This window comes from Dermatophilaceae bacterium Sec6.4 (assembly GCA_039636865.1).
GTDB lineage: Bacteria > Actinomycetota > Actinomycetes > Actinomycetales > Dermatophilaceae > Allobranchiibius.
Map to the genome: position 1 here is coordinate 1083232 of CP144172.1, position 20626 is coordinate 1103857.

Below are 20626 nucleotides of genomic sequence, written 5' to 3' on the forward strand. Positions count from 1 at the left end.
CGTGTCATCGAACCCGCAACGGCGGTCTGCCTCGAACTATCTGACCGCCTGCTTCACCGCTCCGACTCACGACGGTCAGTGCTCCAGGGGATCGCTGACCGGTGAGCTTGTCTCCGACACCCAACCGCCTTCGTTGCCTCGGAATGAAGGCATGCCCTGGTCGTCGGTCAGACTGGGGCCGTGACGAATCTGGTCGTGTCGTTTAAGCCGAATTGGGTCAATGGTTGGTGGCTACGCGCGTTCACGGATCCATACGCGGAGGTTGACCGGGCGGTCACGAAGTGCTCATGGCCGACACCCACCACGATCGTCACGGCGCCCGGTGTACATCACGTTCGCACGTTCGTACGGTATCGACGGCTGATTCCAGGAGACGGCGGCTCAGGCGAAACCACTGTGGACCTGGCCCCCGGAGAAGACCTCAGCATCACCTCGTCAAACGGGATCGCCAATCAGAGCCCCTTCGTGCCGCGGGCGTCAGGCTGACCAGCCGTCCTCGACCACGTTGATTTCTGGCCTGGGTGATCTGGTCGAACCGGTACTCGGTGCGGGCGGGCACAACGGCCGTTCCGACGGCCGCCGATTGGGAAGCTCTGAGCATTGCTCCCAACGACCTTGAGCAGCGATCTGGCGGTTGCCCGTGTCGACCCAGACCACGCAAGCTCTTCCGGCTGCTCTCCAGTCGTTGTAGGTTGAAACCACGTCCAGGTGTCAGACGGAAGGACCTACAGGATGACTGTCACCGGTTCTGACGATGTTCTGCAACAGCTACCCCCAGGCACGTACCGGGTCGACCCGACTCGTTCGAATGTTCGTTACACCGGACGACATATGTTCGGACTGGGCGGTGTACAGGCAACCTTCGCCGTCGCCGCGGGCCTGCTCGAGGTTGCCGAACCGGCCTCCGGCTCGTCGATCCAACTCACGGTTGACCCGGCGACGTTCACATCGGACAAGACGCGGCGAGACCTGCACGTCAGGTCCAAGACGCTGCTGGACGTCGAGCAGTACCCGGAAATCTCGTTTCACAGCACCGCCGTGCGCGCGGACGGTGACCAATGGGTGGTGATCGGGGATGTCACGGCACACGGCAGCACCCAACCGGTCGAGATCACCGTCGATCGAGTCACCGCCTCCGGGACCGACGTAACCGTCCACGCCGTCGCAACGCTGGACAGATACGCCTTCGGCGTGACCGGGGTCAAGGGTATGGCCGGCCGGCAGGTGGCCCTGGAGTTCGATCTCACCGCTGCAAGGACGTCGACGTCTGCGGAGAGCTCGTAACCACGCGTCATCCATGCCACTCTCAACGTCCCCGATCGGCGACCCCGTCCCGGTCTACGGGTGCTGAGGATCGCCCGAGCACGTATACGAGTCGATTCGCAGTCGATCTGTGCCCGGTGGATGACCTGCCATGAACGTATTCTGGGGAATCCTTCGGTGGTGGCCCACGCTGCTGTCTCGCGCAGCGAACTCCATCTCAGCGACGGCACGGCGTGGCGGGAAACGGGCGTGGCCGCAGGACCTGTTGACTACCAGTTGAGCGTTTGCTCAAAAGTGTGCGAGATGGGTGTCAAGCAGTTGCTCCGCACAAATTTGGAGTCTGACATGGACGCGATCCGCCCGGCCCCGCCACAGCCCAGCCCGCGGCAACGCTCGGCGCGGGTACCCGCATTGTCTGTTTCCGTAGGAGTGGGGGCCTTATTAGTTGGACTGGTGGCTTCGGCTGCGGGACTGCAAGAGCTCACGGCCTTCCGCCACCTGAAACCTGGCTGGATCCGATACCAACCACCTTGGACTGTTCCGGTATTTGTTGGGGGCCTGGTGCTGACCCTCGTCGGCCTCGGAACACTCGCCGTTACCGCATCATGTCCCGACGAGAACGCTGATCTGGTCATTGCGCGACCGGCGCAGGGCTGACGCCACAACGTCCCGGTATCACCCCCGCTTCACTCCCGGCGGGATGCCCAGCGCTCGACATCCGTCAGCCCATTGCTGACCGATCTCGTCCCGGTCCTCGATCGTGAAGTGAGCTGCTGGTTTGGAAACTCACAGCTCGAGCCGCATGCGCGTCCGAGGCATCTGGACGGCTGTCTCATCGATACTGTGCCCTATGTCCACGGCAGAACCAGGCGAGATGATCCCGTTCAGGCCGTACGCACACGACGAAGTCGTCGACCCTCCTCTTACCGCGCCGCTGCGGTGGTTGGAAGGTCGGTGTGCTGCGCTATCGAGCAGGACGTATCGGCGGACTGATCCGAGTGGTTCACCGGGAGCCGCTAGCTGCAGCGACGGACCCCACAGCCCGGATCGCCGAATTAGTTGCCGATGTCGAAACTGGCCACTTCGACTCCTGACGATCGCGTAGTGGCCCCGAGCTGCGAGTACGACAACATGTTGGTCGCTCACGGAGCGCGCGGGACCGGGAGGTTGTCCACCAAGGCGCCCAGGGCCCGCATCGTGGCACCGCCGGAGTTCTGACGCGCATCGGGCTCCAGTGAGGTCTGGATCCGCTGGTAGGTGACGGCCTGAAATGCGAAGTCCGCCACATCTGCGAGTTGTAGAGCCCGGCGCAGGACGGACTCCGGGTAACCCACGCGCCACGGCTTCAGGTAGGCCTGCACCCAGGGTGCATCCCAGTCCAGTTCGGACCGCGCAGGGCGGACTGTGCGGGGTTGGCGCGCGCACAGGTGCGCCAGGTCGAGCATCGGGTGCCCGAGGCAGGCATCCGACCAGTCGAACACCACCGCTCCGTCGACGCTGACCACCACGTTGGCGGGGTACAGATCGCCGTGCACCAGTACGTCGGGCAGCCCGCACGCCGCCAGCCCATCGAGCAGACCGAGAGCCCGGTCCAGGCCGTCTTTCAGCTCCCGGTGGCGCCTGCCTTCCAGCTGTTCGGCGGGGATACCGGTGCTCAGCATGTCGCTGAGCTCGAGCCCGGTACCGGTCAGTCCGCGCTCTGGTGCACCGGTGGCGCGCAGCTCGTCGTTCCTCCCCGCGACGGCCACCTGCAGGCGCGCCATGGCAGTACACGTCGCCATTCGCTTCTGCTCTGGCGTCAGCGCCGGTTGTGCGGGAGGCAGGGCCTGCATGAGCAGGCAGGACCGCGCCTCATCGAGCGCCAGTACGCCAGGCACCAGGCCCGGAGCGAGATCGGCGAGCCACGCGGCGATGGCCGGCTCATGGGCGAACAGAGCGGATGAGGCCTTGAGGTAGCGGACGCCCTCGCTGGTGGGGATCTGCTCCACGTGTGAAAGACCCCACGACTTCACGACCGTCGACTCTCCCGTGCGGTGCGCTCCACGCTGCGCGAGGACCTCCTCGAGCCATGCTGCGGTCTGCTGCGACCACCCCTGGCGACACCACGGGGCGCGTGCGCCCGGGATGGGCCCACCGTGCTCCTGCTGGAGCGCAGTCGACACCACCCGCGTCAGCTCTTCAGGAATCGTGGACGAAGGGCCCGACACCCGGCCGCGCACCCGATGCACCACGTGACCGGGCGCTCGCAGCGGCGGACCAGCCGGGTCGGCGTTGCGCCCGGGGCCGAGGACTGCGACGAGCTCGGCGAAACAGGTGGGGTCCATCACCGGGCCCGGCAGGGCGATGCATTCGTGAGCACCGGCCGGGTCGATCACGAGCAGATGGTGGATCTCCACGTGCGCACCGTGTCACACCATCCGGCTGCACTTCACGACCAGTCTGGGACCCCTGCCGTCACCGCGTCGCCGAAACCCCTCGGGCGTTACTGCCATGACCATCTGTGGTCCAGGGCAGCTGACGGCGAGTTCGCGTCCATCAGGCACCTCGGGCGCTGGATCCGGGCCGTCCCATCCACCGGGGCGGTGGCTGCGAATACCCCGTGAGACGCAGAACACCGGGCAGAATCCCGGATGCATGACATCAGTGCATCGCCACTGCACGTCACAGCGAAGATCCGATGACGCGATTGCCATCTCGGCATCGATCGGGCTTAGTGGAAGGGTGCCCGATGTCCACCAGGAAAACCCTCGCGCTGATCGCGACCAGGGCAGTGCCGTGTGGGCATCCGGTTGACCACTGTGCGGAGGACAGCCCCTACGACGATGCGCCCAGGACACATCTGGACCGAACCCGCCGGAGGCGGCTACTGACCCGGCAGTCGGCGCGGTGGCCGTCGGTACCGCGGCAGCCGCCGTCGGCGCCGTAATCCTGCTGCATCGCCGTCAGCACACCGACAACTGATCCACGGGTAGGAACTTCCCCATGAATGAGCAGAGACGTCTACGTAGTCGCAGTATCGGTATCGGGCTTTTGTGCGCATGCCTGGTTCTGGCCGGAGCTGTCGCGATCGTGTGGGGCCTGCACCGGCCCCCGCACAACGGGCCCATTGCCTTGCCCACCTCGACGGCCACCACTGCTTCGACGGTGCCCGAAACGAGCAACGGCGGCACGCCGAACTCAACACCGGCTCCCACCAGCGCCACGACGACACCGGCAGTGGCCCCGTCGCTACCGACGAAGGTCGACATCCCCAGCATCACCGAGGGGTCACCCCTGCTGCGGTTGGGCACCACGACTGCCGGGGAGATCGCCGTACCGACCGACAAACTGGCTGATGATGCCGGGTGGTACACCGGGTCGCCGATGCCCGGCGCGGATGGGCCAGCCGTGATCGTGGGGCACTCCACCAGCTCCCGCGGTGCAGCGGTGTTCTACAAGTTGGCGCAAGTCAAGGTCGGTGCTGAGGTGCGCGTCACGACCAAGAACGGGAAGGTGCTGGTGTTCACCGTGTACAAGGTGGCCAGCTACCCCAAGACCAACTTCCCGACCAACACCGTTTACGCGAACACGACCGGCCCCGAACTACGTGTGGTCACCTGTGGGGGCACCTTCGATACCCAGACAGGTCATCTCCGTAACAACACCGTCGTCTACGCCAAACTGACCGCCTGACGTCCTGATCCAGGCCGCCATCAGGGGCTGCCGCTGCAGCGCAGGCGATGCTGACATCGGCAGGAGGACGTGCGCCGGCACCGGTTCGATTACGCTCGCGTCTCATGGCTGTGAATCCTGCGGTGCAGGGCAAGACCTATCCGAGTATCGCGCCCTACGTCGTCTCGCGCGCCAAGATCGCCGAGTTCGCGATGGCGATCGGCGCGACCGACGCGGTGCATACCGATCCCCGGATTGCCCGGGCGCGCGGCTATGCCGACGTGATCGCGCCGCCGACGTATGCCATCAGCATCGCCCAACGCGCCGAGTACGCCGTCGTCGCGGACCCCGCAGCCGCGATCGACTACTCACGCGTCGTGCATGGTGAGCAGAAGTTCGACCATCACCGGCCGCTGGTCGCCGGCGACGAGATCATCGCGGCGACCACCGTGACCAAGGTGCGCTCGGCCGGTGGTCACTCCATGGTGACGTTGCAGACGGTCATCACCACGGTTGACGGCGAGCCCACCACGACTGCTACCTCGTTGCTGGTTGTTCGAGGCAGTGACGGCAAGGACACCGAGGGCAAGGACGACGCAGGGGAGCGCGCATGAGTACCGAGGATGGACGGCTGCAGTTGCCAACTGTCGGGGCACAGCTGCCCGCACGGGTCATTCACCTGGACCGGGCCACCCTCGTCCGGTATGCCGGTGCCAGCGGTGACTTCAACACCATCCACTGGGACCAGCAGTCCGCAACGGCCGTGGGGCTGCCCGACGTCATCGCGCACGGCATGCTCACGATGGGCAGCGCGGTACAGGTGGTCGTTGACTGGGTTGGCGACGCGGGGCGGGTGACGCACTACTCGGTGCGGTTCAGCGCTCCGGTCCCGGTCCCGCACGACAGTGGCGCGGACCTGCTGGTCGAGGCGGCGGTGAAGTCGGTGGATGAAGCCGCCGTGAGTGCTGTCGTCGAGCTGATGGTGACGTGCGGTGGGGCGAAGGTCCTGACCCGCGCGCTCGCAACCGTCTCGTTTGCCTGACCCGCGCGACATGCAGGAACCGGCGTGCAGGAAGCGGCGCGAGGAAGCCCTCGAGAAGGATTGCGTGTGAAGGAACTGCAGGACATCCCGCTGGCTGCGTTGACCACGATGCGCGTCGGCGGACCGGCACGCAGACTCGTGATCGCCGAGAGCATCGACGAGATCGTCGATACGGTCCGTGAATGTGACGATGCGGACGAACCGTTGCTCGTGCTCTCCGGTGGCTCCAACCTGGTGATAGCGGACGAGGGTTTTGCGGGCAGTGTCCTGCGCATCGCGACGACCGGAATCACGGTCGAATCGAACGACGCATGCGGCGGGGTGTTCGTGCGGGTCGCGGCCGGTGAATCCTGGGATGACTTCGTGGCCTACGCCTGCAGACAGGGTTGGTCCGGAATTGAGGCCCTGTCCGGAATTCCGGGCCTCACCGGAGCGACCCCGGTGCAGAACGTCGGCGCTTACGGCCAGGACGTTTCCCAGACGATTGCCTCGGTACGGGTCTGGGATCGGCGTGAGGAATGTGTGCGCACCATCGTCAACGCCGACGCCCGGTTTTCCTACCGGCATTCGATGTTCAAGGACACCGATCGGTACGTCGTGCTCGATGTGCTCTTCCAGCTGCGTCCGGCCGACCGGTCCCAGCCGATTGCCTACGCCGATCTGGCGACCGAGTTGGGGGTGCAGGTGGGGGACCGGGTCTTGCTGGATGAAGCCCGTACCGCGGTACTTGCCCAACGGGCCCGGCGGGGAATGGTGCTGGACGAGGCCGACCACGACACCTGGTCGTGCGGATCATTTTTTACCAACCCGATCCTCAGTGCGCGGGCGTTCGAGATATTCGAGCGCCGCGCTGCGCAGGTTCTCGGCCCGGATGGTCCGACCCCGCCGAGGTTCACCGCCGATGAGGGCATCAAGACGGCAGCCGCCTGGCTGATCGACAAGGCCGGTTTCGGTAAGAGTTATGCCATGCCCGGCCCCGCCGCGTTGTCGACCAAGCACACGCTCGCTATCACCAACCGAGGCACCGCCACCGCCGCCGATATCACTGCGCTGGCCCGTGAGATCCGCGACGGAGTCCACGATGCGTTCGGAATCACGCTGGTCGCCGAACCGGTGATGGTCGGCCACACCATCTGAACATGAGACCCGTTGTGCGCTGCCCGCCGCTGCTCAGCTGTAAGAAAATGTGTCGGCAAATGCGCGCCTGACCCTAGCCTGGGGATCCTGCCAGGACGGTGTATGCCACGTTTGCAGGATCCTTGAAGAACTGGCCCATGCGTCCGCTTTCTTGAAATATCCCGTAGGTATTGGGCGCCGAACCTTGATTGAAGGCGGCCACGTCGCTGGGTGCAGGGCGGCGTCCTTCGTCCAGCGCGCGGCGGATGAGTTCGCCGTGCTTCAGGTCGAGGCCGGAGCGGGAACCGCCGCCACCGCGGGGATCGGAGGCGAACACGAGTCCTGGATATCTCCCCGACATACCAGTCGACACCACTGTCGAGAACACTTTTCCTTTCCCGCCGGCAGGATCCAGGAATGAGATATTTCTGTTTAGTCCGGCCGGAACATTTTCGAGGGCATCCTGCATCGAGACATCCCCAAGATGACCGAGCTCATTACCGAGCCACGACATCGGTGGCGTGATCTCGCCACTCTTGAGGGTCACGAGGTACATGACAAGTTGGTCGTTTTCGAACACTGCGCGCACTACGAGATTCGGCTTCTCACTGACGTACATCTGTAGGTGAGTCGGCTTCGGATTGGTGCAGGGCTGCTCCAGGCCACAAAGATCCACAATTTTCTGAGGATCGAACATCTTGTCGAAAACCGTGGGGCGGATCCCCAACTCAAGGGAGGCGATGCGCTCGTACTCGGCCTTGTTCGGGTGCAACCTCGCTTCGGACCAGGCCCGTAAGTCCTCGAATGCACCCAGGAAACCGGCGAGAGCTACAACGGACATCACGAACGCTCCGAGCGGCCAGACGAATTTATGACGCTTCATCCGCTCTGCTGATACCGCCAGCTTCGATTCGTTACCCGGCCCAGGATTCATTCTGCAGGTATACCAGTGCAGCAGGCGGCGGAACGGATTTTTGACCGATCACCAGCCACCGCTCGTTCATCGGGCGAGTGCCGGCCCCGTTGGTGACACGAATCCGAAAACTGTGATGCGGGGGTGACCCGAAATCCAGAGAGTGACGCGAAAGCTGAGTTCCTGCCTCAGCGCGACACGGACCGGCGCCGTGAGGTGGACAAGGGTCCTCCGGTGCGCATGGCCCGGGCCCGTGCGTAGAGGTTTGTCTCGGCCCGTACCGCGTCCTGCGGGCTGACTCCGGGTGGGAGTGCTGCTGCATTCGTGCGTAGTCGATCCAGTTCCTGCGGGTCGTTGACGAGCGTGACGATCGCCTCGACCATCGCTGCGGCGTCGGTGACGAGCAGCCCGTCCACCCCGTCGGTGATGAAATCGGACAGTCCGTTGCGGCGGTATCCGAGCACGGGCAGCCCCGCCGAGCGGGCCTCCAGCGCGGCGATCCCGAAGGCTTCCTGCCGTGAGGAGGCGACGAACACGTCGGCGTCGTGGCAGATCGCCCGGATCTCCTCGGACGGGTGATACCCGAGGAGGCTGACCCAGTCGGACAGGCCCAGTCGTTCAACTTGCTTCTGCAGGTCTTTCTGCCGCGGTCCGTCGCCCAGGATGCTGACCTTCACCCGCGTGCCGACCGGGACCCGCTGCCGCACCTGTGGGAGGACGTCGATGAACTCGTCCACGTGTTTGCGTTTCTTCAATCGACCGACCAGCACCATCCGGATCTCGCCGTCTGCGACGCGCATCGGTCCCTGGTTCTTCCACCATGGCGTGTCGATCAGATTGGGAAGGACAGATACCTCATCGACCCCGCGAAGCGTCCGATGCACATGTTGCGCGGCAACCGAGCTCACCGCGGACCACGCTGCCCGCATCCGGCCCCACCCGAACGGCAGGGTCGATACGCGCGTCGCGATGGCCACCTTCCACCACAGGGAATGCACGGTGACCGCGACGGGAATGCCCCGGCGTGATGCTTCGCGGGTGACGAAGATCGCCAGCGGCGAGATCACGGTGAAGTGGGCATGCACGATGTCGACATCGCCACGGTCGAGGATCTGCGTCACCATCGCGTGGTTGCGCCAGGGAAAGGCCACGGTGAGCCAGCGCCCGGATGCAGCGCGCGCGACCGGGATATCGCTGTCGACCGGACCCGTATCTGCGACCGCGGTGATGACCGTGACGTCATGGCCCTCGGAGAGCTGTCGGCGTGCCAGTGTCTCCACCTGCCGCTCGATCCCGCCGACGTCCGGTGGGAAGGAGTCTGCGACGTGGACGATTCTCATTGCGCCGTCCTCAGACTTGGTACGCAGCGGGAGAGGTGACGTTCAGCTGCACAGGCAGGGACCGGACGCCGTACACGATTGACAGGTCATGGAAGTCCAGAGTGCCCACCTCGGTGGCCAACTCGGCGTGCGGAAAACGGCGAGCGAAGGCGCGAAATGCCACCCGCATCTCCATCCGGGCGAGTTCGGCGCCGATGCACCGGTGCATGCCCCGCCCGAAAGCAAGGTGGGGTTGACGGTCGCGGTCGCTGCTGAACGCCTCTGAGTCCGTTCCGAACACGGGGTCACGATTCGCCCCGCTGAGCGAGCAGATCACGACATCACCCTTTTTGACGACATGCTCGAACAAGGTCATGTCCTGCAGCGCGAAACGCGGAAAGGCGATCTGTACGACGCTGAGGTACCGCAACAGCTCCTCTATCAGCGCGTCCAGCCCATCGTCCTCGCGGACGCGGGCGGCTGCTTCCGGGCGCTGTAGAAGCACCATCGTGCCCAGGGCCAACATGCTGGCCGATGTTTCGTAACCACCGGTGAACACGCCGTCGCACAGCCCCGCGAGCGCGATGTCGTCGATCTGGTCACCGTGCGCACGGATCATGTTGCCGATCAGCCCGGGGCCGGGCTGCGAGCGCTGCCTGTGCACTTCCTGCATCAGGAATTCCTGAGTGTCCGACATTGCCCCGAATGCCCCCTGCCCCCCGCCGTTGACGTCGAAGCGAGCCCGGCCCAAGTCTTGGAATCGTCGCCGCTCATCGACCGGTAGTCCGAGCAGCTCACAGATCACCGCAAACGGGATAGGAAATGCGAACTCGGACACGAGGTCGACCGGCCCGCCCTGGGCCTCGAGCCGATCCAACTGCTCTTCCACGATGCGCTCGACGTCGGGCACGAACGAGGCGAGCCTGCGAGCGGTGAACTCCGGGACGAGCATTCTGCGCAGGCGGGTGTGTTCGGGTGCGTCGGTGAATCCGAGGCCGGCGATGTCGGTGGAGGACTGCGCACCCATGAACGGCCGGATGTCGGTGCTGAAACTGTTGCGGTCCTCCAGGACATGACGGGTCTGTTCGTATCCGGTGACGAGCCACAGGGTGATGCCGAACACCCGGCCGAGTTTGGTCACCGGCGCTGCGGCGCGTTTGTCAGCCAGCTCGCTGACCGGATCCAGGCCGACGCGCCGTAATGGCATGGTGACCTTTTTCGGCAGCACCGTCACAGCCGAAAGTCCATGCCGCCGGGACGCCGACGTCGCGAGTAGTCTGCGAGCGATCGTGCGTCGCAGCCACCCGGGCATCAACAGCCTGGCCTCCTGTCGACATCATCTGCGCTTACCACTACCGCTGCGGTAGTCGCCGTTGATCTAAGCAGGACTTTAGGCGTTCCATGCCATGGACCCCGCCAGGACCTGATCCGCGGCGGCAAAAATTGAGTGTTCTACGGAGTCGGGCCCCGCTGTCCTCGACGTAGTCACCAGGGCCTTGAACTGCCGTGAGCCGCGCAGCGGCGGGAATTCATCAGAGGCGGCTCGCGCTGTGCTCGAGGTCGGTCCGGACCGACTCCTCAATGGTGATCGGTGCAATTGCGAAATATTCCTGTGCGCGTGTCGAGTCCATGACGTAGGGCCTGCGGAACTGGCACTGCGTCTCGCGCAGCTCTTTGACGAACGGGTTGAACACCCCACCCATCCACACCGCGGCGTACGGCATCGAGCGGACCTTCGGTGCTACGCCCAGCCGGCTCGCGGCGAGCCGCGTCAGCTCGCGTAGCGTGATCGGCGGCGCGCTCGGCGCATGCCAGACGGTGCCCCAACTGCCCTCGTCGGCTGCCGCTGCCACCAGGGTTGCGGCCATGTCGCGGACATTGGTGAAGGTGTGCGGCAGATCCAGATCGGCGGGCACCCAGGCGGTACGTCCCTTGCGGTAGGCGGGCGTCACCACTGCGTCGAGGTAGGAGTTGCCGCCGAGGTAGTCGCTACCGCGCACCTCGACAGCCCGGAGCCGCCCAGCCCGGTGCGCGTCCATGGCCTCCCGTGTCATGACTGCGCGCACGACTGCTTTGGTGCCGGTGCCGAGGTCCGGCATGCCCTGTGTCATCGGCCCGTTCAGCGGCCCGTACGGATAGAGGTTGCCGGCCGTCGCGAGCACGGCTACCGAGGCTGCCGCCGCAGACAGCAGTGCCCGCGCGATCGGTGGCCAGCTCTGCGGCCACGTGTCGTACGGCGGGTTGACGCAGTTGTAGATCGCGACGGAGCCTGCGCAGATCTCCGTCAACCGCGCGCCATCGCACGCATCTGCCACCACCGGTAGGGCCCCGGCCACGGTTGTTCCGCTGCGGGTGACCACGTGTACGTCGTGGCCCGTCGCGCATAGTGCGGTAGTCGAAGGGCGCACCAGCACTCGCGAGCGCATCCGTGCCGAAATGACCGAAGACATCAAGCGGGTCGCTCGTGCGCACCTGGCATCACGATGAGCGGATCTCTCGCTGCGGGCCGTCGCCAGGGACGTCGGAGTTGTCTCCTCGGCGGTCTATCGCTACTTCGCCAGCCGGGATGAGCTGCTCACCACGTTGGTGGTCGATGCGTACGACGAGCTCGCCGACGCTGCCGAGAGCGCAGAGCTCGCCCACCCCCACGAGTACGCATTGCTCTACGGCAGCCCCGTTCCCGGATATCAGGCGCCGCAGGACACCGTCGGACCTGCCAGTCGTCCGCAGCGGGTGTTCGCGCAGATCGTCCATGATGCGGCGTCGACCACCCGCAGCAACGCTGCAGCGGACGATCCGATGGCCGCGAGCCTGCGCGCCGATACCGACGGCGTCGCATAGTTCTTGCAACTCACAGATGTCCCGGCAACGATCATCGTGCGGGCACGTGGCGTGGACTCAGCTTTTCGGGGCACTCAGTTTCGAGATGTTCGGCAGGTTCGAGGGCGGAATCACCGACGCCGGGGCGCTCTTCGACTTCGAGGTGACCGCAATGAGTGACTATCTGGGGTTGCGCGCCACCTGACCTGTTCACTGCTTCCGGGTAGCCCTGGTCTGGTCGTTCTGCCGGTTTGCGTTACCCCGGGGCGGCGAGCCATGTGTCGATGTCCGCGAGCGCCTTTTTCTTGATCTGCGCCGGTGCCCTGGAGGCATACAGCGAACGACGGGCAAGCTCGGCGAGTTCGGCATCGCTGAAACCCAGATCATCCCGGGCGATGTCGTACTGGGCCGTCAGCCGGCTGCCGAACAGCAGCGGATCGTCGGCGCCGAGGGCGATTTGGGCGCCGGCGTCGTAGAGCCGGCGCAGCGGGATCTGGTCCGGCGTCGGGTAGACCCCGAGTGCGATGTTGGAACCGGGGCACACCTCGAAGGCGACGCCAGCTTCGAGTGCGCGCTCCAGCACCGCGTCGGACTCGACCGCGCGCACGCCATGGCCGAGGCGGTCGGGCGCAAGCGCGTCGAGGGTTTGGCTGACGGCCTGCGGTCCCAGTAGCTCGCCGGCATGCGGCACGGAGGCCAGGCCGGCGGCGCGGGCAATAGCGAAAGCCGGCGCGAACTCGGCGGTGTCACCGCGGCGTTCGTCGTTACTGAGGCCGAACCCCACGACGCGCCCGTGGCCCTGGCCAGCGTGTCGGGATGCCAGTCGGGCCAGTGTCCGGGCCTCGAACGGATGCCTCATCCGGGATGCGGCGACGATCAGGCCGACACCCACGCCGGCGTCGGTGCCCGCGGCGGTCGCCTCGTCCAGGACGATCTCCAGCGTGGGCGTGATTCCACCGAGCGGGCCTGCGTAAGAGGTCGGGTCCACCTGCAGCTCCAGCCACCGCGAACCTTCTGCGGCGTCGTCCTGCACTGCTTCGCGCACCAGGCGGCGCAGGTCGGACTCGTCACGAACGCAGGCCCGAGCAGCGTCGTACAGGCGCTGGAAACGAAACCAGCCACGCTCATCGGCCCCGCTCAAAGTGGGTGGCCAGTCGGCGCGCAGCGAGTCCGGCAGGCGTAGGTGATGGCGGTGCGCGAGGTCGTGCAACGTCTGGATGCGCAGCGAACCGGTGAAATGCAGGTGCAGATGCGCTTTGGGTAGGTGCGCCGTGGATCGCATGATGGGCCGACCGTACTGCGCCAGGGTGATCGGACGATTCAGGCACCTGGCGCACTGCGCGGGGCAGGTCATCGGTTCGCGCCTCGTCGCCGCAGTCGCGTACACTTGAGCGCTGATGGTTGACGATCGCCACGCTGACTGCTGTCCTTTTGCGGAGCATGCCTGACACCCCGCATGAAGGCAGGTCGCTCGGCGGACGTTGTCTATCAGTTGAGTCGCGCAGGTAGCGGCTCGAAGGGCACTAGCTCAATTGGTAGAGCACCGGTCTCCAAAACCGGGGGTTGGGGGTTCAAGTCCCTCGTGCCCTGCGTTGACCCACCGGTCGATGCGGACATCAGTTCGTGTTGCGGTGAGCCAGTCAGAAGCAAGTACATACGACGAAGAGGAGCCTCGCCCGTGACGAACATCAGCACGACCGCCGCGCGCCGCGGTTCGAGCAAGCCCGGCGATCCGGGTCGGCAGGGATTCGTCGCCAGGATCATCTTGTTCATCCGTCAGGTGCTGGACGAGATCCGCAAGGTGGTGCGTCCCACGCAGAGCGAGCTGGTCAACTACACCGGCGTCGTCGTCGTCTTCATTTGTTTCATCATGGCGTTCGTGGTCGGTCTGGACAGACTGTTCGAGCGGCTCGTCTCCTTTGTGCTCGGCACCTGACCCGGAGTCGTTAAGACCTATGCGTCTCGCTGTTGACACCCTCTGCAGACGCGCCCCGCACGAATCATGCATGACGCACTGAAGGAAGCAGGAAGCAGTTCAATGACGGACGAATGGACGCCCGAGAGCTCTGACACCGACATGGTGGATTCCGTATCTGTCGACGCAGGCTCCGGCGAGACGGTTTCGGCCGACGACACCCTGGCTGCCGAGCTCGACGCGGAGAACGCCGACGGGGATATCGATTCCCGACAGCGCGCAATGGCCGATCCCGGAGATGCCGCCACCGACGCCACTGACTTCAGCAATGCCGATGACACAGACACCGAAGAGGTCGATCTGTCCGGGATCCCCGATGCCCCTGAGGTCGCCGAGGGCAGTCAGGCGGAGCTCGACGCGGAAGCAGATGAAGCTGATGTCGCCGCCGAGGTGGAAGCCGCCGAAGACGCGCCACCATCTGCTGCGCAGCAGCGCGAGGCCTACCTCACAGACCTGCGCGCGCAATTCGGAGACTGGTACGTCCTGCACTCCTACGCCGGTTATGAGAAGCGGGTCAAGGCGAACCTGGAGACCCGTATCTCCAACCTCAATATGGAGGAGTTCATCTACGCCGTCGAGGTGCCGATGGAGGAGTTCACCGAGATCAAGAACTCCCAGCGCAAGCTCGGCACCCGGGTCCGGATGCCCGGATACGTCCTGGTCCGGATGGATCTGACCGACGAGAGCTGGGGTGCGGTTCGCCACACTCCAGGTGTCACGGGCTTTGTCGGCAACTCCCACCAGCCCTCACCGTTGATGCTCGACGAGGTCGTCACGATGCTCAACCCGGTCTTCGAGGAGCCCGAAGGCACCGCAGATGGCGGTTCAGGAGCAGGCGGCGCAAGCAAGAAGCGCGCCGAGGTCGCCGAGGTCGACTTCGTGATCGGCGAGTCGGTCACCGTCATGGAGGGTCCGTTCGAGACGCTGCCCGCGACGGTGTCCGAGATCAACCCCGATACCCAGAAGCTCAAGGTTCTGGTTTCCATCTTCGGCCGGGAGACCCCGGTCGAGTTGTCCTTCGAGCAGGTCTCCAAGCTCTGATCGACGGACGCGTTTGAACACAGCCGCCTGCCCGATACGTTCGGATCAGCGGTGTGCAACCGGGTCATCGCCCACGGCGTAGTCCCACCACCACAACAGGAAGTAACAACGACATGCCCCCCAAGAAGAAAAAGGTCTCCGGCTTCATCAAGCTGCAGATCCAGGCCGGCGCCGCGACGCCAGCACCTCCCGTCGGCCCCGCGCTGGGTCAGCACGGTGTCAACATCATGGAGTTCGTCAAGGCCTACAACGCCGCGACGGAAGCCCAGCGTGGCAACGTCATCCCCGTGGAGATCACGGTCTACGAAGACCGTTCGTTCACCTTCGTCACCAAGACGCCCCCGGCAGCCGAGCTGATCAAAAAGGCCGCCGGTGTCGCCAAGGGCTCTGGCGAGCCGCACAAGACCAAGGTCGCCAAGCTGTCCAAAGAGCAGGTTCGCGAGATCGCCGAGCAGAAGATGGTCGACCTCAACGCTCACAGCATCGAGCAGGCCAGCAAGATCATCGCCGGTACCGCCCGGTCGATGGGTATCGACACCGAAGTGTGATCCCCGGTATGCCGACCCAGCCGGGTCGGCATACCCGTGGCAGGGCCGGCTTCGGCCCGTGGACCACAACTCCCACGCATCACCACTGAAGGAGCAGCACCATGAAGCGCAGCAAGTCCTACCGCGCCGCAGTCGAGAAGATCGACGGCGACGCCCTCTACGCCCCGCTGGACGCAGTTCAACTGGCCAAGGAAACCTCCACGACGAAGTACGACGCCACCGTCGAGGTTGCTTTCCGCCTCAGCGTCGACCCCCGCAAGGCGGACCAGATGGTCCGCGGCACCGTCAACCTGCCGCATGGCACCGGTAAGACGGCCCGCGTGCTGGTCTTCGCCAATGGCGACAAGGCAGCTGCGGCTGAAGCAGCAGGCGCCGACTACGTCGGCTCCGATGAGCTGCTGGAGCGCGTCGCAGGCGGCTGGACCGACTTCGACTCCGTTGTCGCCACTCCGGACATGATGGGCAAGGTCGGGCGCCTGGGCAAGGTGCTGGGCCCGCGCGGGTTGATGCCCAACCCGAAGACCGGCACCGTGACGATGGATGTGGCGAAGGCAGTCACCGAAATCAAGGGCGGCAAGATCGAATTCCGCGTCGACAAGCACTCCAACCTGCACTTCATCATCGGCAAGGTGTCATTCGATGACGTCAAGCTGGTGGAGAACTACGGCGCAGCGCTGGAAGAGATCCTGCGTCTGAAGCCCTCGGCATCAAAGGGCCGTTACATCAGCAAGGCCACCATGTCGACCACGATGGGCCCGGGCATTCCGCTGGACTCCTCGCGGACCCGCAACCTCATGGGCGATGACAACGGCGAGAACTGACTCCCGCACCTTTCACCGAACCGCCCCGCGCCGATCCTCGGCGCGGGGCGGTTCGCTGTCCGCAGTGTCCAGTCGACTCCCAGGTGGGCCGCATAAATTCCCCTCCAGCCGCGGTGTCCGTTGTGCTGGTGTTCGTTCTGTCAAAGGGGAGTTTTCATGCAGGTCCGCAAGAACGTCACGTGTGTCGGGGCGGTGGTCACCGGCGCGCTGCTGATTGCCGGTTGCGGTTCCAACTCCGGTACGGCGGCTCCAGCAGTATCCAACCCGCCTTCCGTGACCAAGGGTGCGAGTTCACCGTCCGGAGCGTCCACCAGCGCACCGTCCTCGTCGACCAGTACGGGGTCGTCAACCTCGAGCGTTGCCGGTACTGCGAAGACATTCACCAAGGGCCAGAAAGTCGAATCCCAGAAGCTTCAGCGGGTCGTGAAGGCGGCGGTGGCTGCTTCAGGCGGGTCGTACGCCGTCAGGTTGACAGCGGCTGGGCTGGCGGCGGTCGGACACATCAAGCTCGTTCACGGCGCCACGCAGGGAAGCGTGCAGGAGACCGCGGGCGAAACAAAGATCTCCATCATCATCATTGGCGGGGTTGCCTACCTGAAAGGCCTGGGCGTCGGATCAAAGCCTTGGGTGAAGATCACGGACAAGAGCACCGGCACGCTCGCCGAGGCCTTCAAGCCGCTGCTCCAGATCGCCGACGGGGCTGCCGTGAGCGACTCGGTGCAATGGACTGTCACCTCGGCGACTGCGTCAGGAACAACCCTCACCTCCTCGCCGGCAACGGGTATCACCGTGACCGATCAACTCGACGCCAAGAACCGTCCCGTCCTGACGGTCGTCACCTCACCGGCGGGAACCAGACGCGAGACCTACTCCGACTACGGGACACCGGTAAATGTGCAGGCGCCCCCGGCCTCCCAGGTCGCAGCCATTCCCGGAGACAGCTCAGCCACCTGAGTTCCTCCGGTGAACACCGCAGGACAAGTGCCGATTAGGTGCTGACCCGGCCGTCCTCCTATGCTGGCATCACCGAAGACCGCCGGTTGCAAGCTCACCCGAGCTCGCCGAAGGTCCCGCCATTCGAGGCAGGGCAACCAGCGCAGGTGAGCAAAAGGCAACGTCAGCATCAAGTTGACGTGTGCGTCCAGCCGATGAGGCCGAGCGCATCTGGGAGCCCCGCGCCACTGCGCCGGGGCTCTTTTCGTATGTCGGGGCTTCACCCCGGTGGCCACACCATCGAAGGAGGCCCGCATGGCGAAACCTGACAAGGCTGCTGCCATCGCCGAACTGACGGAGAAATTCCGCCAGTCCGATGCGGCCGTTCTCACGGAGTACCGCGGCTTGTCCGTGGCGCAGCTGACCCAGTTGCGATCAGATCTTCGTGAGCACGCGACCTATGTCGTGGTGAAGAACACGCTGACCATGCGTGCTGCTGCCGATGCGGGCGTTACCGCCTTCGACGGCCAGCTGCAGGGTCCGTCCGCGATCGCCTTCATTACCGGGGAACCGGTTGAGGCGGCCAAGGGCTTGCGTGACTTCGCCAAGGCCAACCCGCTGTTGGTGATCAAGGCTGGCGTCCTGGACGGCAAGCCTCTCACCGCAGACGAGATCAACAAGCTCGCGGCTCTCGAGTCGCGCGAAACCCTGCTCGCCAAGTTCGCCGGAGCGATGAACGCATCGCTCAGCGGTGCAGCAGCGCTGTTCGCGGCGCCGCTTGCCCAGACGGCTCGCGTGGTCGAGGCGCTGCGCGCCAAGACCGAGCAGGAGGGTCCGGCCACCGCGCCGGCACCCGAGACCGACGTCGCCGAGGGTGGCGACGAAAGCTGAGACCTGTGGACACCACAGATTCAGTGCACACATCACATCCCGCCACTCATTGGCAGCACGACCAACAGAAAGGACGCCACCATCATGGCGAAGCTCAGCACTGACGAGCTCCTTGACGCGTTCAAGGAAATGACCCTCATCGAGCTCTCCGAGTTCGTTTCACAGTTCGAAGAGACCTTCAACGTCACCGCAGCCGCTCCGGTTGCAGCTGCCGCTGCAGGCGCTGCCGCCCCTGAGGCAGAGGCCGAGCAGGACGAGTTCGACGTCATCCTGACCGGTGCCGGCGAAAAGAAGATCCAGGTCATCAAGGAGGTCCGCTCGTTGACTTCTTTGGGTCTGAAGGAAGCCAAGGACCTCGTTGACAGCGCCCCCAAGGCGATTCTGGAGAAGGTCGACAAGGCTGCGGCCGAGAAGGCCAAGGAGCAGCTCGAAGGAGCCGGCGCAAGCGTCGAGCTCAAGTGATCTCCCGGGTGTGAGCAGGTCTTTCGACCTGCCCCACCCACCCCGCGGTTTCCGCGGACCCGCAGGACGACGGCGGGCCAGACCTCTCAGAGGCCAGGCCCGCCGTTTCGCTGTCTGCGGCCTTCCTAGATCACCCTCGCGGGTCCGGTGTCGGGTTACCTACGGATGGGCGGGGGCCGCGGTTACTGGCTGGCGCGGCTGTGTTCGCTGATGTGCAGGACCGTCGGTCGGTCGGCGCCCCAGGCCGTGCTGATCTCGGCTGCCAGGTCCTCCGGGCGTTGCACTGTGATGCCGTGGCAACCCATTGCGCGCGCGATGGCGGCGAAGTCGATACCACCCAGCCGCACCGAGTGGACAGTGTCGCCACGGTCATCCATCTCGTTGCGGATTTCTCCATATCCGCCGTTGTCCACGATGACGATCGGCAGCGCCAACCCCAGGGCGGCAGCCGTCGCGAGTTCGGGCAGGGTGAACATCGCGCCGCCGTCGCCGATCAGGGCCAGTACCCGCTGGGTACGGCCGCTCAGTGATGCGCCGATCGCGGCCGGTAGCCCGTAGCCGAGTGTTCCCACGCCGGTCGGGTAGAGGAATCCACCGGGCCGGCGTACCCGCAGTCCGCTGAGCGCGCCGTAGTAGCAGACCATCGTGCTGTCCCCGGCAAGCACCATGTCCTGGTCCACGACAGAAGCCAGCGCGGCCACGATGTCGACCCACGGTGCACCTTCGGTCCGGGCGTCGCCCGCCAGGGCCTCGCGGGCCGCTCGGGCCCGGTCATCCTCCCGCGGCGCGCCCGCGTCATGGTCGCCGATGTCCACCAGCAGCTGCTCCAGCACCGTGTCAGCGGCACCGACCAGGCGTACCCGTGGATCGGCGTTGGTGACCACGGACATCGCGTCGATGTCGATGCGCACCAGTCGGTCGTCCAGGTCCAGCGGACCGTTCCACAGGTCGGACGGGGCGAGTTCGGTCCCGATCGCGAGGATGACATCGCTGTCGGCGAGCAGCTGGGCCACTGACGGGTGATGCAGGCCCGCGCCGACGCTGAGCGGGTGTTCCTCATCGAAGACACCTTTGCCATTGGCGGTGCTGAGCACGGGCGCTGCCAGCCGCTCGGCAATCCGCAGCACCTCGGGTGCAGCCCCGCGGGCTCCGCCGCCGACAATCACAGTCGGCCGTCGGGCGGAGCGGAGCAGGTCCGTCGCAGTAGCCACAGCTGCGGTGTCGGCGCTCGCGACCGGTCGCATGACGGGAGCGAGCATGCGGACCGGCCCAGACTGCTCGAAGAGGTCTATGGGGATTTCTATGTGCACCGGGCGCGGCCGGCCCGTCTGCATCGCACTGAACGCGTAGGCGACCGCCGAGGGAATCTCCTGGACGCTGGTGACGCGGTGGCTGTAGGCGACTACCGCATCCAGCGCGGCGTGCTGATCTTTCACCTCGTGCAGGTATCCGTTGCCCCGACCCGGGTGGGTGAGCGGCATACCGGGGGAGATGAACAGCACCGGCACCGAGTCCGACCATGCCTGAGCGGCCGCGGCCACGGCATTGAGTATCGCGGGACCGGTCGTGGTGAGAACGACGCCGGGACGGCCGGTGACCCGGGCGTAGCCGTCGGCCGCGTAGCCCGCACCCTGCTCGTGTCGGGTCAGGACGGACCGAATGGGGGAGTCGGCCAGTGCGGCGTACGCGGCGAGATTATGCGTGCCGGGAATGCCGAAGACGGTGTCCACACCGTGTTGCTCCAGTGCGCGGATCAGCGCGGCACCTCCCGTCATCTCGATCGGCGTCGCATTCGAGGTGATATTCATGGGGTCCTTCGAGGTGGTGTCAG

21 protein-coding genes, 1 tRNA gene and 1 pseudogene are annotated in these 20626 nt (G+C 65.3%); 16 read left to right on the forward strand and 7 right to left on the reverse strand.

Annotated elements, in window-relative coordinates:
- The first annotated feature begins 732 nt into the window (after nucleotides 1-732).
- Nucleotides 733-1284: a YceI family protein gene (locus tag V3G39_05350; GenBank protein XAS77467.1), complete on the forward strand. Its 552-nt coding sequence runs from the start codon at nucleotides 733-735 to the stop codon at nucleotides 1282-1284.
- A gap of 1121 nt (nucleotides 1285-2405) precedes the next feature.
- On the opposite strand, the gene V3G39_05355 is transcribed toward V3G39_05350, so the two are convergent.
- Nucleotides 2406-3659 (reverse strand): aminoglycoside phosphotransferase family protein, encoded by a 1254-nt coding sequence (locus V3G39_05355; protein ID XAS77468.1) that lies wholly within the window; start codon nucleotides 3657-3659, stop codon nucleotides 2406-2408.
- Between the two features lie 586 nt (nucleotides 3660-4245).
- Between V3G39_05355 and V3G39_05360 the strand changes: the two genes are divergently transcribed.
- From V3G39_05360 to V3G39_05375, 4 genes are all read left to right on the forward strand, one after another.
- Nucleotides 4246-4935 (forward strand): class F sortase, encoded by a 690-nt coding sequence (locus tag V3G39_05360; GenBank protein ID XAS77469.1) that lies wholly within the window; start codon nucleotides 4246-4248, stop codon nucleotides 4933-4935.
- Nucleotides 4936-5039: 104 nt separating this feature from the next.
- Nucleotides 5040-5528 carry a MaoC family dehydratase N-terminal domain-containing protein gene (locus V3G39_05365; protein XAS77470.1) on the forward strand — a complete coding sequence of 163 codons (489 nt, stop codon included), beginning with the start codon at nucleotides 5040-5042 and terminating at the stop codon, nucleotides 5526-5528.
- Nucleotides 5525-5956 (forward strand): MaoC/PaaZ C-terminal domain-containing protein, encoded by a 432-nt coding sequence (locus tag V3G39_05370; protein XAS77471.1) that lies wholly within the window; start codon nucleotides 5525-5527, stop codon nucleotides 5954-5956. The genes V3G39_05365 and V3G39_05370 overlap by 4 nt, the downstream gene beginning before the upstream one ends.
- Before the next feature lie 66 nt (nucleotides 5957-6022).
- The gene (locus tag V3G39_05375; GenBank protein ID XAS77472.1) at nucleotides 6023-7093 is read left to right on the forward strand and encodes a UDP-N-acetylmuramate dehydrogenase; all 1071 of its coding nucleotides are present in this window, start codon (nucleotides 6023-6025) and stop codon (nucleotides 7091-7093) included.
- A gap of 73 nt (nucleotides 7094-7166) precedes the next feature.
- Here V3G39_05375 and V3G39_05380 read toward each other — a convergent pair whose 3' ends face one another.
- The 4 genes from V3G39_05380 to V3G39_05395 form a co-directional block, all read right to left on the reverse strand.
- Complete coding sequence (locus tag V3G39_05380) at nucleotides 7167-8006, reverse strand: hypothetical protein (protein XAS77473.1); 840 nt, start codon at nucleotides 8004-8006, stop codon at nucleotides 7167-7169.
- A gap of 167 nt (nucleotides 8007-8173) precedes the next feature.
- Entirely contained in the window at nucleotides 8174-9325 is a 1152-nt protein-coding gene (locus V3G39_05385; GenBank protein XAS77474.1) for a glycosyltransferase family 4 protein, read from the reverse strand.
- Between the two features lie 10 nt (nucleotides 9326-9335).
- Nucleotides 9336-10511: a cytochrome P450 gene (locus V3G39_05390; protein XAS77475.1), complete on the reverse strand. Its 1176-nt coding sequence runs from the start codon at nucleotides 10509-10511 to the stop codon at nucleotides 9336-9338.
- Between the two features lie 325 nt (nucleotides 10512-10836).
- The gene (locus tag V3G39_05395) at nucleotides 10837-11754 is read right to left on the reverse strand and encodes a hypothetical protein (protein XAS77476.1); all 918 of its coding nucleotides are present in this window, start codon (nucleotides 11752-11754) and stop codon (nucleotides 10837-10839) included.
- Between the two features lie 49 nt (nucleotides 11755-11803).
- On the opposite strand from V3G39_05395, the pseudogene V3G39_05400 reads away from it, so the two are divergent.
- The 3 genes and pseudogenes from V3G39_05400 to V3G39_05410 all read left to right on the forward strand — a co-directional run bounded on the left by V3G39_05400 (nucleotide 11804) and on the right by V3G39_05410 (nucleotide 12329).
- Nucleotides 11804-11869: pseudogene (locus V3G39_05400) on the forward strand (hypothetical protein).
- Nucleotides 11870-11890: 21 nt separating this feature from the next.
- A complete protein-coding gene (locus V3G39_05405) occupies nucleotides 11891-12145 on the forward strand; it encodes a TetR-like C-terminal domain-containing protein (GenBank protein ID XAS78182.1) in 255 nt (84 codons plus the stop codon).
- A gap of 46 nt (nucleotides 12146-12191) precedes the next feature.
- Nucleotides 12192-12329: a hypothetical protein gene (locus tag V3G39_05410; protein XAS77477.1), complete on the forward strand. Its 138-nt coding sequence runs from the start codon at nucleotides 12192-12194 to the stop codon at nucleotides 12327-12329.
- 51 nt (nucleotides 12330-12380) lie between these two features.
- Here V3G39_05410 and V3G39_05415 read toward each other — a convergent pair whose 3' ends face one another.
- Nucleotides 12381-13406, reverse strand: coding sequence for an adenosine deaminase (locus V3G39_05415; protein XAS77478.1), 1026 nt, complete (start codon nucleotides 13404-13406; stop codon nucleotides 12381-12383).
- Between the two features lie 235 nt (nucleotides 13407-13641).
- Here V3G39_05415 and V3G39_05420 point away from each other — a divergent pair.
- From V3G39_05420 to rplL, 8 genes are all read left to right on the forward strand, one after another.
- Nucleotides 13642-13714 (forward strand) — tRNA-Trp (locus tag V3G39_05420).
- 88 nt (nucleotides 13715-13802) lie between these two features.
- A complete protein-coding gene (gene secE, locus V3G39_05425; protein ID XAS77479.1) occupies nucleotides 13803-14060 on the forward strand; it encodes a preprotein translocase subunit SecE in 258 nt (85 codons plus the stop codon).
- A 102-nt stretch (nucleotides 14061-14162) separates the two neighbouring features.
- Entirely contained in the window at nucleotides 14163-15140 is a 978-nt protein-coding gene (gene nusG, locus V3G39_05430; protein XAS77480.1) for a transcription termination/antitermination protein NusG, read from the forward strand.
- A gap of 113 nt (nucleotides 15141-15253) precedes the next feature.
- Nucleotides 15254-15688 carry a 50S ribosomal protein L11 gene (rplK, locus tag V3G39_05435; GenBank protein XAS77481.1) on the forward strand — a complete coding sequence of 145 codons (435 nt, stop codon included), beginning with the start codon at nucleotides 15254-15256 and terminating at the stop codon, nucleotides 15686-15688.
- Nucleotides 15689-15789: 101 nt separating this feature from the next.
- Nucleotides 15790-16509 (forward strand): 50S ribosomal protein L1, encoded by a 720-nt coding sequence (gene rplA / locus V3G39_05440; GenBank protein ID XAS77482.1) that lies wholly within the window; start codon nucleotides 15790-15792, stop codon nucleotides 16507-16509.
- Between the two features lie 156 nt (nucleotides 16510-16665).
- Complete coding sequence (locus tag V3G39_05445; GenBank protein XAS77483.1) at nucleotides 16666-17463, forward strand: hypothetical protein; 798 nt, start codon at nucleotides 16666-16668, stop codon at nucleotides 17461-17463.
- 294 nt (nucleotides 17464-17757) lie between these two features.
- On the forward strand, nucleotides 17758-18333 hold the full coding sequence (gene rplJ / locus V3G39_05450) for a 50S ribosomal protein L10 (protein XAS77484.1): 576 nt from the start codon (nucleotides 17758-17760) through the stop codon (nucleotides 18331-18333).
- Nucleotides 18334-18417: 84 nt separating this feature from the next.
- Nucleotides 18418-18795 carry a 50S ribosomal protein L7/L12 gene (gene rplL / locus V3G39_05455; protein ID XAS77485.1) on the forward strand — a complete coding sequence of 126 codons (378 nt, stop codon included), beginning with the start codon at nucleotides 18418-18420 and terminating at the stop codon, nucleotides 18793-18795.
- Between the two features lie 182 nt (nucleotides 18796-18977).
- Here the strand turns inward: rplL and V3G39_05460 are convergent, their stop codons facing one another.
- Nucleotides 18978-20603 carry a thiamine pyrophosphate-binding protein gene (locus V3G39_05460; protein XAS77486.1) on the reverse strand — a complete coding sequence of 542 codons (1626 nt, stop codon included), beginning with the start codon at nucleotides 20601-20603 and terminating at the stop codon, nucleotides 18978-18980.
- Nucleotides 20604-20626 lie beyond the last annotated feature (23 nt).